The following is a 14,179-nucleotide window of genomic DNA, read 5'->3' as shown; positions in this document are numbered from 1 at the left end:
CCATGACCCCGCCCATCACTGCACCGACCTACCTCCACGGCTTCTCCGATACCGAGCAGCACCGCCTCGTCACCCAGTCGCGGCTGTTTGAATCGAGCATCTTCAGCGGCATCGATTACGGCGGCGCCAAGCGTCTGCTGGAAGTGGGCAGCGGCGTTGGCGCACAGACCGACATCCTGCTGCGCCGGTTCCCGGACCTGCACGTCACCGGTGTGGACCTGAGCGAGGCGCAGCTGGCCACCGCCGCCACCAACCTGGCCAGGACGCCGTGGTGCCGCGAGCGCTATACGCTGCTGCAGGCCGATGCGGGCAACCTGCCCTTCGACGCCCGCGAATTCGATTCGGCGTTCCTGTGCTGGGTGCTGGAACACGTGCCATCGCCGGCCCGCGTGCTCAACGAGGTGCGCCGCGTGCTGGTGCCCGGCTCGCCGGTGTACGTCACCGAGGTGATGAACGCCTCGTTCCTGCTCGACCCGTATTCGCCGCATATCTGGCGCTACTGGATGGCCTTCAATGATTTCCAGTACGACCACGGCGGTGACCCGTTCGTGGGTGCCAAGCTGGGCAACCTGCTGCTGGCCGGCGGCTTCCGCGACGTCCACACGGAGATCAAGACCATCCACCTGGACAACCGCGAACCGGCGCGGCGCAAGACCATGATCGCATTCTGGGAGCAGCTGCTGTTGTCGGCCGCCGACCCGTTGCTGGAGGCCGGCCTGGTCGACCAGGAGACCGTGGACGGCATGCGCCGCGAGTTCAGCCTGGTGCAGAACGACCCGAACGCGGTGTTCTTCTTCTCGTTCGTGCAGGCGCGCGCAACGGTGTATTGAGTCGGGTATCGCCGATGGGGGACGCGCATGTGGGGAACGTGCGTGTCGCGATGCATACGTCGGGGACGCGCATGTCGCGATGCATACATCGGGAACGCGCATGTCGCGACGTATATGTTGGGGACGCGCATGTCGCGATGCATACGTCGCGACGCGTAGAGCCGACTGTTAGTCGGCTGCTGTTGGGGGCGGTTCCGACATTCGGCGCTGCGCGCAGCCGACTAACAGTCGGCTCTACACGGCAGCCGACTAACAGTCGGCTCTACCCAGTCGGCTCTACCCAGTCGTATTCACGCTGGCCGCTTCAGTCGGTCTTCGCCGGCGCGTCCCAGATGCGGTGCCACATCGCGGCGAAGCGGCGCTTGACCAGTGCCCTGCCCTGCTCGCCTTCGTATACGGGGCGCAGCTGCTCGGGGGGGATGGCCGCCCAGCGCTCGCCATCCGCGCGCGCCACTGCGAAGGTGAAGGTGTAGTCCGGCTCCAGGCCCATGCGCAGGTCGCTCAGCTGCAGGCGGCCATCGACCACCTGCGCGCGCATGAAGCCACGGTTGAACCAGTTCAGCCGTGCCACCGCTGGAACATGTGCGGCCTGGCGCAGCGCCTGCACGTTCGACGGATACCCGCGGAACGTCATCGGGCCGCTGTCGGCTACCAGCGAGCGCTCGCCGATCACATAGCCGCTCGGCGTCATCGCCACCACCTGCCACAACAGGGTGTTGAAGGGCGTGGCCACCGAGAACCGCGGCGCCTCGCCCAGCCCCATCGCCGCCAGCGCCCGGTCGGCTTCGCGCTCCACGTGGTGCTTGGCCAGCAGCGACCAACCGAGGTAACCCGTGCTCAGTAGCAGCCCGGCCAGCAGCGCCTTCTGCGCCAGCGGCCGCGCCCGCGCGAACCAGGCCACGGCGCAGCCCAGCAGCAGCCACACCGTGTAGAGCGGGTCGATGATGAACACACTGGACCACATCGTCGGCGGTGGAGTGAACGGCCACCACAGCTGGGTGCCGTACACGGTGAACGCGTCCAGCAGCGGGTGGGTGATCAAGGACAGCAGGATCGCCCAGAACCACCGGCCTGGCGCTTCCGCCACCCGTCCATGGCCGAAGCGCTTGAAGCCCCACCAGATCAGCGCCGCCACCCACGGCAACACCAGCAGCGAATGGCTGTAGCTGCGGTGTTCGGTCATCAGCGCCACCGGGTCGGCGGCGGTGAAGGCCAGCAGCAGTGCATCCAGGTCCGGCAGGGTGCCCAGCGCGGCGCCGGCAAGCAGGGCGGCGCGGCGGTGGCCGGCAGGGGCGATGGCGGCGGCGACGGCGCCGCCTAGAACGATCTGGCTTAGGGAATCCATTGGTGGATGGTACGGGACGGATGGGGGTTTACGGGCGTGGGGGCATGGCGTTGACACGCATGGCGTTCTACGTGCGCAGGATCATGGCGTTGACACGCATGGCGATCTACGTGCACAGGATCATGGCTTTGACACGCATGGCGATCTACGTGCGCAGGATCATGGCGTTGACACGCAGGGCGTGTCACTACGACCCTTGGTCGCTTGGGTTGGGGGTCGCTCGGGTTGGGGGGCGGCCGCTTCTGGATTCGCGCGTTGGGGGTCGAACGTTGATGGTGGGCTGCACGCCTCGCGTAGGGACACGCCATGCGTGTCCGGGTGTCAGGCGACGGCTGCGCTTTTCGGTGCGACCAACTGCACCTGGGTATGGCCGTGGTGGTCCAGCAGGCGCAGGCTGCCGTCGGGGTCTTCGGCCAGCGCGGTCAGGCTTTCCACCCAGTCGCCGTCGTTGGCGTAGACCAAGCCGTCCCGCTCGACCAGCGCGGCGCGATGGATGTGGCCACAGACGATACCGTCCAGGCCTCGCCGGCGGACGTCGGCCAGGCCGGCCTGCACGTACCGCTCGATGTAGCGCTCGGCCGCGCGGCTGCGCTTCTTCAGGAACGCCGACAGCGACCAGTAACGCATGCCCAGGCGGCGACGTGCGGCATTGAGCAGGTGGTTGCCGGTGAGGATGCGGTAGTACAGCCAGTCGCCGAAGCGCTCCTGCAGGCCGCCGAAATGCGTCGCGCCATCGTAGTCGTCGCCATGTACCACCAGCAGCCGGCGGCCGTCGGCGGTGGTGTGGATGGCGCGGCGGCGTACCCGCATCGCCGGCAGCATCAGCCCGCACAGCTGGCGCAGCGAGGCATCGTGGTTGCCCGGGATGTAGACGATCTCCGTGCCGGCCCGGCGCAGCGCATGCAGGGCCTCGATCACCTGGCTGTGCGCCGGCCGCCAGCTGGCACGCCGGTGCGCCAGCCACCACAGGTCGATGATGTCACCCACCAGGTACAGCCGCTGGCAGCGCAGCGTGGACAGGAAGCCCGCCAGTTCGGCCGCGTGGCAATGCCGCGAGCCCAGGTGGACATCGGACAGAAACACCGCGCGCCGCCAGGGCGCCGGGCCGGGCGGGGGCGGCGTCGGGCGCGCCGGGGGCCGTGCATCGCCCGGGAGGTCCAGTGCCGGGGAGCGGCCGACATCAGCCCGACCCACTTCGCGATACTGCAGACGCTGCTCGATGGCGTGCATGGCGCGTGCTCCTGCCTGGCGGCTGAATTGGCCGGGAGCCTGCGCCGTCAACGCGGCAACCGCATGACCGGGCGGCGACAGACCGATGACGGTCGCAGGTGAAGGCACCGCGCCGGACCGGCCAATTGTCACGCTGGTGGAACACTGGGCCCTGACGCTGGGGGCCAATCACGCTGCGGCGCCCTCTGGCGGTGGGCACGCAGGCTTAACCACGGGCAACCCCCGCTGGGCCACAATGCAATGGCGCGACTTGCCGTGTATCATTCGCGCCCATCTTTCCATCCGAATAAAAGGATATTACGCCTGATGTCCAGCTACCTGTTCACCTCCGAATCGGTCTCCGAAGGCCATCCGGACAAGATTGCCGACCAGATCTCCGATGCGGTGCTGGACGCGATCCTTGCCCAGGACCAGCGCGCCCGCGTTGCCTGCGAGACCATGGTCAAGACCGGCGTGGCGATCGTGGCCGGTGAAATCACCACCAGCGCCTGGATCGACCTGGAGGCCGTCACCCGCAAGGTGATCCTGGACATCGGCTACAACAGCTCCGACGTCGGCTTCGACGGCGCCACCTGCGGCGTGCTGAACCTGATCGGCAAGCAGTCCCCGCACATCGCCCAGGGCGTTGACCGCAAGAAGCCCGAAGAAATGGGCGCTGGCGACCAGGGCCTGATGTTCGGCTATGCCACCAACGAGACCGACAGCTTCATGCCGGCTGCGATCCACCTGTCGCACCGCCTGGTCGAGCAGCAGGCCAAGATCCGCAAGAAGAAGAACTCGGCACTGTCCTGGCTGCGTCCGGATGCCAAGAGCCAGGTCACCCTGCGCTATGAGAATGGCGCGGTCTCGGCCATCGACGCGGTGGTGCTGTCGACCCAGCACGCCCCGGGCGTGAAGCAGAAGGACCTGATCGAAGCCGTCCGCGAAGAGATCATCAAGCCGGTGCTGCCGGCCAAGTGGCTGCACAAGGGCACCAAGTTCCACATCAACCCGACCGGCAAGTTCGAGATCGGCGGCCCGGTGGGCGACTGCGGCCTGACCGGCCGCAAGATCATCGTCGACACCTACGGCGGCTGGGCCCGTCACGGTGGTGGTGCGTTCTCGGGCAAGGATCCGTCCAAGGTCGACCGTTCGGCCGCCTACGCTGCCCGCTACGTCGCCAAGAACGTCGTGGCTGCCGGCCTGGCCGACCGTTGCGAAGTGCAGGTCTCCTACGCCATCGGCGTGGCCGAGCCGACCTCGATTTCGGTCACCACCTTCGGCACCGGCAAGATCAGCGATGACAAGATCGAGAAGCTGATCCGCAAGCACTTCGATCTGCGCCCGTACGGCATCATCAAGATGCTGGACCTGATCCACCCGATGTACCAGCAGACCGCCGCGTACGGTCACTTCGGCCGCAAGCCGAAGGACTTCAGCTACCTCAACGCCGCAGGCGAGACGGTCAACGCCACCGCCTTCTCCTGGGAGAAGACGGACCGCGCCGCCGCCCTGCGCGCGGATGCGAAGCTGAAATAACCTGCGCGGTAGAGCCGACTGTTAGTCGGCTGCTACAAAAGAAGGGCCGCGCAAGCGGCCCTTCTTTTTGCCCGTTGCAAACAACCACCCCATCAAGCGAGCATGTCGCCATCGACCAAGGACGCTCGCATATGCTCTCTACCCTGTTGGACAAGTGGTTCAAGGACACCCCCGGCAACGACGCCTTCGCCGAACGCTTCATCGCCACCGCACGCCGCAGTGGCGTCACCCAGCCGATGACCTACGACGCCGCGCTGTTCCGTGTGCAGGTGGGTGAGAGCAGCTACTTCAACCTGCACAACGCCCACCAGGCCTACGTCGGCGCGCCGCGTGGCAAGCAGCAGCAGGCGCTGGACCAGTTCGTGCGCACGCTGCGCGCCAGCGATGACCGCGAGCCCGGATGGGAGGAACTGCGCCCTCTGCTGCGCCCGGTCATCCGCAACCTCGGTCAGCTGGAGCATGTCCGGCTGCAGGGCATTGCAGACAAGGGATGGGACACCCCCAACACGCTGCAGTACCGCCAGCTCAGCGAGGACTGCGTGGAAATGATCGCCATCGATCATGCCGAACACATGGTCACCCGGCAGCATGGACCGGCACCGGAATGGGGTGTTTCCCTGCACGAGGCGCTCAGCATCGCGCGCAGCAACCTGCGTGACATCGCGCCGGTCGACTTCGAACCCATCGCGCCCGGCCTGTTCCGCGCCGCGTGGGCAGACTGCTACGACAGCAGCCGCGCCCTGCTGCCCGAGCTGGTTAACCGGGTGCCGGTGGCCGGGCGCCCCGTGTTCCTGCTTGCCACCCGCGACCTGATGATGGTGGCCGGGGAGAACGACGAAGCGGCTCAACGCCAGATGTTCGACATCGCGCTGGAAGAGATCAAGGCGGGTCGAGCGGTCTCATCGGAACTGTTCTGCCATGATGACGACGGACGGGTCACGGTCCGTGAGCCCGCAACGGCCGAACTGCGCCAGAAGCAGCACCAGCTGCGCCTGTCGCTCCGCCAGGATGCCTACCAGGAGCAGAAAGCGCTGCTGCAGCGCATTCACGAGGCCCACGATGTCGATGTGTTCGTGGCCACGTTCATGGTCTACCGCAATGACACCGAAACCTTCTCGATCGCCAGCTGGACCCAGGGCGTAGAGGCATCCCTGCCCCGCACCGACTACCTGGCCTTCGTGGTTCCTGACGACAACGACTCCCGCGTGGTCCGGGCGCCCTGGAACACGGCGATGCCGATCGTGGGTCACCTGCTGGAAGCCGATCCCCGCCATCTGTACCCGCCGCGCTACCTGACCCGTGGTTTCCCCACCGGGGAACAGCTGGTCCAGTTGGAGGGAGGCTGAGCGGTACACTCGGACAATGACGATCGACATCCAATCCCACCAGCTGACCATGACCGTGCTGATGTCGCCGGAGATGGCCAATTTCTCCGGCAAGGTGCATGGCGGCGCGATCCTGCGCCTGCTCGACCAGGTCGCCTATGCCTGTGCCAGCCGCTACGCCGGGCGCTATGTGGTCACCCTGTCCGTGGACCAGGTGACGTTCCGCGAGCCGATCGCGGTAGGCGAGCTCGTCACCTTCCTGGCCTCGGTGAACTACACCGGCACGTCTTCAATGGAAGTAGGCGTGAAGGTCGTGGCCGAAGACATCCTCAAGCGCAGCGTGCGCCACGCCAACAGCTGCTTCTTCACGATGGTGGCCGTGGACGATGACGGTAAGTCGACGCCGGTGCCGCCGCTGCAGCTGGACTCCAGCAACCAGCGCCGCCGCCACGCCGCCGCGTTGCTGCGCAGGCAGCTGCGGGCGGAGATGGACCAGCGCCAGCGCGAGCTGCTCGCGTCGAATCCGCCGTCGCCGGAATGACGTCACGACCAACGGTCGTGACCTGCCCGGGGAGGTATCGACCGTGGGTCGATACCCGCTTCACCCCGTGTTCTGCACGCCTTGAGACACGCCGTTCACGCATGCGACCAGCGCGCGCAGCACCGCGTCGTCCTCGCCGCCGCTGGCGCGCCAGCGTCGCAGCAGGTCCACCTGCAGCACGCTGATCGGGTCGATGTAGGGATTGCGCAGGCGGATCGACAGCGCCAGGCGCTGGTCGTGCTGCAGCAGTTCGTCCTGCCCGGTCAGCGCCAGGATCAGCCGGCCGGTCAGCGCCAGTTCGTCCTGCACCTGCGGGAAGAAACGCTCGTGCAGCGTACCGGACAACCGTGAGAACTGCTCGGCGATGGTGATGTCGCCCTTGGACAGCACCATCGCGATATCGTCCAGGAAGGTGCTGAAGAACGGCCAGTCGCGCGCCATCTCCTGCAACGCCGCGCCATGCCCGGCGTCGATGGCCGCCTGCAACCCGCTGCCCACGCCGTACCAGCCCGGGATCACCGCCCGCGCCTGGCTCCAGGCGAACACCCAGGGAATCGCCCGTAGATTGGTCAGCGCCGCGTCCTGCCCCAGCCGCCGCGAGGGCCGCGAGCCCAGCGTCATCCGCTCGATCACATCGATCGGCGTGGCCTGGCGGAAGTACTGCATGAAATCGGGCTGGCCCACGAACGCGCGGTAAGCCTCGGCACTCTTCTCCGCCACCAGGTCCATCACCGGCCGCCACTGCGCCTCGCGCGGCTCCGGTGCACGCGGGCGCAGGCTGGAACGCAGCACCGCGCCGGTGGACTGCTCCAGCGAGCGCAGCGCCAGCGCACGGATGCCGTACTTGCGATGGATCACCTCGCCCTGCTCGGTCACGCGCAGCCGCCCGTCGATGCTGCCGCGCGGCGAGGCATCCACCGCGTCGGTGGTCTTGCCGCCGCCGCGACTGATCGAGCCACCCCGACCATGGAAGAAGGTCAGCCGGATGCCGCTCCCGGCCGCAAGCTCCAGCAGCTCTACCTGGGCGCGCTGCAGGCCCCAGCGGGACGCGGCGATGCCGCCGTCCTTGCCGCTGTCCGAATACCCCAACATCACCATCTGCACGTCATCACGCGCGGCCAGGTGCGTGCGGTAGACCGGGTCGGCCAGCAGGTCGCGCAGCGTGTCGGTGCCGCGTTGCAGGTCGTCAACGGTTTCGAACAGCGGCGCGATATCCAACGGCACCGCACCGTCGTCATCCACCAGCCCGCCACGACGTGCCAATGCCAGTACCGCAAGCACGTCGCTGCGGTCATGCGCCATCGAAATGATGTAGCTGCCCAGTGCGTCGGCACCATGCCGACGGCGCGCATCGGCGAGCGCGGCAAACACCGCGTCCAACCGCTGGCCACCCTCTTCCGTGCTCGGCGGCAACGTCTGCTCGCCGCTGGCGAACGGCGCCAGCCGCGCGGCGCGGGTGACCGCATCGGCGGCGTCCCATGCATCCTGACCGTCCAGCACGCTGGCCAGCGCGCGGCCGTGCACGCTCGATTCCTGGCGCACGTCCAGCCGTGCCAGGTGGAAGCCGAAGGTACGCACCCGCCAGAGCAGGCGGCGCACGGCGAACCCGCCGGCATGGTCGCCCTTGTTGGCGTGCAGGCTGTCGAGGATCAGCGTGAGGTCGTCCTCCAGCTCCTGCGGCGATGCATAGCCGCCGTCGGCGTCATCCAGCGTGGCCTGTACGCGCGCGCGCATGCGGTCATTGAGCAGCCGGTACGGCATGTCGGCGTGCCGCGGCCGTGACGTCACCTGCGGCAGCAGCTGCTGGTAGTGCGCCACGCGTGCCTGCAGCGCGTCGCTTACCGCGATCCGCTCGGTGGACTGGCTGAGCAGGCTGGCCAGCTGCAGCAGGTCCTTCTGGTAGCGCCCCAGCACCGCCTGGCGCTGCGCATCGAGGGTGTGGCGGATGGTGCCGGCGTCCACGTTCGGGTTGCCATCCATGTCCCCGCCCACCCACGTACCGAAGCGCAGCAGTCGCGGCAGCGGCACGGTGTCGCCGTAGGTATCGAGCAGCGCCTGCTGCAGCGATTCGTACAGCACCGGAATCACCCGGTACAGCACCTGCACCAGGTAGAAGCCGACGTGCTCACGCTCGTCATCCACGGTCGGACGCACCGGCGAGGAATCGGTGGTCTGCCAGGAGGCGGTGAGTGCCATGCGGAAGCGTGCCGCATCAGCGGCGGCCTCACCCGGGGTGCGCTGGCCATCGAGGTTGTCGACCAGGCTGGCGACCATGAGCTGCTCTTTTTCCAGCAGCGCGCGGCGTACCGCTTCGGTCGGGTGCGCAGTGAAGACCGGCTCGATGTCGATGCGCGGCAGCCACGCGCCCAGTTCGTCCAGGCTCACCCCCTGCGCCTTGAGTTTCTGCAGCGCGTCCTGCAGACCATCGGGCTGCGGTGCAGCGGTGCCGGCGCGCTGGTAATCGCGACGACGGCGGATCCGGTGCACCCGCTCGGCGATGTTCACCACCTGGAAGTAGGTACTGAACGCACGCACCATCGCCTCGGCGCGGTCGGGCGGCAGCCCGGTCAGCGCGTCATTGAGATCGGACAGCGGGGCGTCGCTTTCGCGTCGGGCAATGGCGCGGGTTCGCACCTGTTCCACGTCATCGAAGAACTGCGTGGACACCTGCTCGGCGAGCAGGTCGCCGACCAGGGCGCCGAGTCGGCGCACGTCGTCACGCAGGGGAATGTCGGGGGTGGCAAAGACGATGCTGCTGCGGTACTCGTTCATCTGCGACGCACTGGCCTCGGGAACGGAACAAACCCAAGCCTAACGCAGATCGCGCGGCGATCAACGCCGCGCAGATAGTTTCAATTGCATGTGTCGGCGACGGATTGCCACGCAGGGCGTGGCACTACGAGGTCCCACCGGAGCCGTCAACGCCCTCGTCCTGTGCACGTAACAATTCGTAGTGCCACGCCCTGCGTGGCAACCGCGCGCCAGGGCGGCTCAAGCATCCGAAGCCGCGTGGCATTCGTCCCCGGCATCCCTCCGGCGTTTGGAAAACGCCGACGTCATGCATCAGACTTTCATGAAGCAAGAACGAAGCAAGCGCCGGGCAACGCCCGGCGCGGCATCATTTGATCTTCATCCCCGGCCCGATCGTCTGCTCCAGCCAGCGCTCGCTTTCCGCCAGCATCGTCATCAGCGACTCACGGGCACGGTAGTGGTGCGACTCATTGGGCAGCATCACCAACCGCGCCGTACCACCCAGGCCCTTCACTGCGGCGAACATGCGTTCGCTCTGGATCGGGAACGTGCCGGAATTGTTGTCGTCCTCGCCGTGGATGAACAGGATGGGATCCTTGATCCTGTCGGCGAAGTTGAACGGCGACATCTTCAGGTACACCTCCTGCGCCTGCCAGAAGTTGCGCTCCTCGGCCTGGAAGCCGAACGGAGTGAGCGTGCGGTTGTACGCGCCGCTGCGTGCGATGCCCGCCTTGAACAGGCGCGTGTGCGCGAGCAGGTTGGCGGTCATGAACGCACCGTAGGAATGCCCACCGATGGCGATGTGGTCGCGGTCGGTAACACCGCGCCGCACCACTTCGTCCACTGCCGCTTCGGCGTTGGCGATGAGCTGCGGCAGGTAGGTGTCGTTGGGTTCCTTGTCGCCTTCGCCGATGATCGGCATCGACGGACTGACCAGCACCGCGTAGCCCTTGGCCAGGAAAGCCTGCGGCCCCCAGTAGCCCACCGCGTTGAAACGGTACGGCGAATCGGTCACCTGACTGGCCGCCGCGGCGGTCTTGAACTCACCGGGGTAGGCCCACATCAGCAACGGCAGCGGGCCGTTCTTCTTCACGTTGTAACCGGGCGGCAGCATCAGCGTGGCGGTCAGGTCGACGCCGTCATTGCGCTTGTAACGGATCTGTTCCTTGCTCACGCCACGCAGCTGCGGCAGCGGGTGTTCGAACCGGGTCAGCGCGCGCGGCGCGACGGTGGTGTCGGCCAATGACTGCACATAGTAGTTGGGCGGCACATCCGGCGATTCCCGGGTCAGCAGCAGCGCGCCGCCTTCCTGGTCAAGCAGTGCCTGCGGCAGCGCGTAATCCGGTGCCTGGGAATGGAACAGGCGGGTGGTCTGGCGGCTGTCCAGGTCGAAGCGGTCCACGAACGGGCGGTCGCCTTCCGGCGAGGCGCCTTGCCCCAACAGGAAGATGCTGCGCCCATCGGCGGTGATCTGGAGCCGCGCGCGGCCGTTCACGTCGCGCACCAGCGCCGGCCGGCCCGGGTCGTTGTAGCGGTCCTGCGCCGAGCGCTCGGACAGCAGCTGCGGGGCCTGGTCGAGCTGGTCGGGCGCGATCCGCCACTGCTTGACCACGCGCGACTTCCACCACGACTCGTTGAGCAGCGCCAGGTCGCCCCGGCCCCACTGGATGCCCGCGTAACGGCTGCCCAGCTGGGCCAGCGTCACCGGCGGGTGCTCGAACGGCGCGGCCTGCATCAGCACCGCGTCGCGCACCTTGGCGTCACGGCCCGGGTCGCCGCCGTCCTGGGCTTCGGCCCAGACCAGCGTGGCCGGTGCATCGGCGCGCCAGCTCACGCTGCGCACGCCGGTGGGCACGGCGTCGTTGCCGGTCGGCAGGCCTTCCACCAGCGGCAGGTCCGCAACGGTGTGCTCAAGCCGGCCATCGGTGGCGGACAGCACCTCGATGCGGCGCGGGAAGTCATCGGCCGGGACCAGGTACGAGTAGGGCCGCTGCACGCGTTCGGCCAGCACATGCCGACCATCCGGCGACACGCTCACGTCCAGGTAGACGCCGGCGGTGGACAGCGGCGTGGTTTCTCCATTGAGGGCTACCCGTGCCGGTTGTGCGCTGGCGTAGTAATCGAACAAGCGGGCGTCGACCTCATTGCCGAGCAGGTCCTGATAGGTGCGGATCGCGCGCACGCCGGCATCGGCCTGGGTCTGCTGGATGGCCGGACCGGTCGGAATGCCGCCGGCCGCCGGCGCCGGACCGCGCCCCTTGGGCTGCTGGGTCACCAGCAGGCCGCGGCTGTCGGGCAGCCAGCTGTAACCGTCGCCGAACACGCTGTTGAGGTCGGTGAGCAGGCGACGTGCGCTGCCGCTGGCCACGTCGACGATCCACAGTTCATTGGCACCGCTGGCGGCGTGCACCTGGTTGAAGGCCAGGTACTGCTGGTCCGGCGACCAGGCCAGGGAGGCGATCGACAGCGGCTGCGGCAAGCCGCTGATCTGCCGCTCCTTGCCATCGGCGATGCTCATCAGCCACAGCCTGTCGCCGAAGGTGAACGTGCTCGCCGAATGGGTGGCCGGGTTGATCCGCACGCCGGCCAGTTTCAGCTCGGGCTGGGCAACCTCGTTGATCGATGGAAGCGGCGGCGTCTGCATCAGGGCGGCGATGTCGCGCCGCGGCGACAGACTGAGGGTGGGCGGCCGTGGCGCATTGGCCACCGCCTGCAGGGCGGCCGAGGGCAGCTGGTAACCCTGCCCGGCCGGGGCGGCGGCCATCTGCTGGGCCTTGCTGCTGGCCACCGGGGCGACGGCCAGCGCCAACGGCGCCACCGCCAGCAGGGCCATGCCCACGATCAGCCGGTTGCTCCAGCGCGCCCGGCGCCCTGTGTGATTGCCTGTCATCGTCCTGCCCCATGCTGTGCAAACCTTGGACCTTAACAGCGGCGCGCGGTTTGCCCCCCTGCCGATGGTTGGGGCCGGCATGGATTCATGCCCGGGCGGTGCGCCGGGATATAATGGGCATCCCCTCCACCGAGGGGCGCTGCGACCGCTGCCGGACTTGATCCGCACGGCCAGGCTCGGTGGCAGGGCTGGTTCCAACGGCGCCCGGCGAAGACGAGCCATTCGTCCATTACCGGAGCTTTTGCATGAACGCTGTTGCCAAGACCTTCTCCACCGAAGGTGATTACAAGATTGCCGATATCTCGCTGGCCGATTGGGGCCGCAAGGAACTGGATATCGCCGAGCACGAAATGCCGGGCCTGATGTCGATCCGTCGCAAGCACGCCGCCACCCTGCCGCTGAAGGGCGTGCGCGTGACCGGCTCGCTGCACATGACCATCCAGACCGCCGTGCTGATCGAGACCCTGAAGGACATCGGCGCCGACGTGCGCTGGGCGTCCTGCAACATCTTCTCGACCCAGGACCATGCCGCTGCCGCGATCGCCGCCTCGGGCACCCCGGTCTTCGCCTGGAAGGGCGAGTCGCTGGAAGAGTACTGGGACTGCACCCTGGACGCGCTGACCTTCACCCTGCCCGACGGCACCCTGACCGGCCCGGAGCTGGTGGTGGACGACGGCGGCGACGTCACCCTGCTGATCCACAAGGGCTATGAGCTCGAGAACGGCAGCGACTGGGTCAACGAGAAGGCCGCCTCGCATGAAGAACAGGTCATCAAGGACCTGCTCAAGCGCGTGGCCAAGGAGCGTCCGGGTTACTGGGCCCGCGTGGTCAAGGACTGGAAGGGCGTCTCCGAAGAGACCACCACCGGCGTGCACCGCCTGTACCAGCTGGCCCAGGCCGGCACCCTGCTGATCCCGGCGATCAACGTCAACGACTCGGTCACCAAGTCCAAGTTCGACAACCTGTACGGCTGCCGCGAGTCGCTGGCCGACGGCCTGAAGCGCGCCATGGATGTGATGCTGGCCGGCAAGGTTGCCGTGGTCTGCGGTTACGGTGACGTGGGCAAGGGCTGCGCCGCGTCGCTGCGCGCTTATGGCGCCCGTGTGGTCGTGACAGAGATCGATCCGATCTGCGCCCTGCAGGCGGCGATGGAAGGCTTCGAGGTCAACACCATCGAGTCCACCCTGGGCCGTGCGGACCTGTACGTCACCACCACCGGCAACAAGGACATCATCCGCATCGAACACCTGAGCGCGATGAAGGACCAGGCCATCGTCTGCAACATCGGCCACTTCGACAATGAAATCCAGGTCGATGCGCTGGTCGGTTTCCCGGGCGTGCAGCACGTCAACATCAAGCCGCAGGTGGACAAGTACGTGTTCCCGAACGGCAACGCGATCTTCCTGCTGGCCGAAGGCCGCCTGGTCAACCTGGGCTGCGCCACCGGCCACCCGAGCTTCGTGATGTCCAACTCGTTCGCCAACCAGACGCTCGCACAGATCGACCTGTGGGCGAACAAGGACAGCTACGAGAAGAAGGTGTACCTGCTGCCGAAGAAGCTGGACGAGGAAGTGGCGCGCCTGCACCTGGAGAAGATCGGCGTGAAGCTGACCACCCTCACCAAGGAACAGGCCGATTACATCGGCGTGCCGGTGGAAGGTCCGTTCAAGCCGGAGCATTACCGCTACTGATCCAACGGGGTTGCCGGCCAGCGGCCGGCACTACCGGGTTTACGACGGGCGCCTTCGG

At 67.3% G+C, this 14,179-nt stretch carries 9 protein-coding genes and 1 riboswitch; of the genes, 5 read left to right on the top strand and 4 right to left on the bottom strand.

Annotated elements, in window-relative coordinates:
- The first annotated feature begins 2 nt into the window (after window positions 1-2).
- Complete coding sequence (locus tag AC3ITN_RS03630; protein ID WP_313347017.1) at window positions 3-830, top strand: methyltransferase domain-containing protein; 828 nt, start codon at window positions 3-5, stop codon at window positions 828-830.
- A gap of 304 nt (window positions 831-1,134) precedes the next feature.
- Here the strand turns inward: AC3ITN_RS03630 and AC3ITN_RS03625 are convergent, their stop codons facing one another.
- Window positions 1,135-2,175, bottom strand: a complete 1,041-nt coding sequence (locus AC3ITN_RS03625) for a metal-dependent hydrolase (RefSeq protein WP_489392104.1) — start codon at window positions 2,173-2,175, stop codon at window positions 1,135-1,137.
- A 321-nt stretch (window positions 2,176-2,496) separates the two neighbouring features.
- Window positions 2,497-3,405, bottom strand: a complete 909-nt coding sequence (locus AC3ITN_RS03620) for a UDP-2,3-diacylglucosamine diphosphatase (RefSeq protein WP_489392103.1) — start codon at window positions 3,403-3,405, stop codon at window positions 2,497-2,499.
- Window positions 3,406-3,711: 306 nt separating this feature from the next.
- On the opposite strand from AC3ITN_RS03620, the gene metK reads away from it, so the two are divergent.
- The 3 genes from metK to AC3ITN_RS03605 all read left to right on the top strand — a co-directional run bounded on the left by metK (window position 3,712) and on the right by AC3ITN_RS03605 (window position 6,789).
- Window positions 3,712-4,923, top strand: a complete 1,212-nt coding sequence (gene metK, locus AC3ITN_RS03615; protein WP_313347025.1) for a methionine adenosyltransferase — start codon at window positions 3,712-3,714, stop codon at window positions 4,921-4,923.
- 131 nt (window positions 4,924-5,054) lie between these two features.
- Window positions 5,055-6,269: a DUF1444 domain-containing protein gene (locus tag AC3ITN_RS03610; protein ID WP_489392102.1), complete on the top strand. Its 1,215-nt coding sequence runs from the start codon at window positions 5,055-5,057 to the stop codon at window positions 6,267-6,269.
- Window positions 6,270-6,285: 16 nt separating this feature from the next.
- A complete protein-coding gene (locus tag AC3ITN_RS03605) occupies window positions 6,286-6,789 on the top strand; it encodes an acyl-CoA thioesterase (protein WP_313347030.1) in 504 nt (167 codons plus the stop codon).
- Window positions 6,790-6,849: 60 nt separating this feature from the next.
- On the opposite strand, the gene ppc is transcribed toward AC3ITN_RS03605, so the two are convergent.
- Together ppc and AC3ITN_RS03595 are read right to left on the bottom strand one after the other, a co-directional pair.
- On the bottom strand, window positions 6,850-9,561 hold the full coding sequence (ppc, locus tag AC3ITN_RS03600; RefSeq protein ID WP_489392101.1) for a phosphoenolpyruvate carboxylase: 2,712 nt from the start codon (window positions 9,559-9,561) through the stop codon (window positions 6,850-6,852).
- 346 nt (window positions 9,562-9,907) lie between these two features.
- Window positions 9,908-12,430, bottom strand: coding sequence for a S9 family peptidase (locus tag AC3ITN_RS03595; protein WP_489392100.1), 2,523 nt, complete (start codon window positions 12,428-12,430; stop codon window positions 9,908-9,910).
- Window positions 12,431-12,555: 125 nt separating this feature from the next.
- A riboswitch (S-adenosyl-L-homocysteine riboswitch) is annotated at window positions 12,556-12,643 on the top strand.
- A 32-nt stretch (window positions 12,644-12,675) separates the two neighbouring features.
- Between AC3ITN_RS03595 and ahcY the strand changes: the two genes are divergently transcribed.
- Window positions 12,676-14,121, top strand: a complete 1,446-nt coding sequence (ahcY, locus tag AC3ITN_RS03590) for an adenosylhomocysteinase (protein ID WP_313347037.1) — start codon at window positions 12,676-12,678, stop codon at window positions 14,119-14,121.
- Window positions 14,122-14,179 lie beyond the last annotated feature (58 nt).

The sequence above is a fragment of the Stenotrophomonas sp. KH_036_B genome (genome assembly GCF_057839485.1).
Note: the sequence above shows the minus strand (reverse complement) of the source record. Positions and strands in the feature narration are given on the sequence as shown.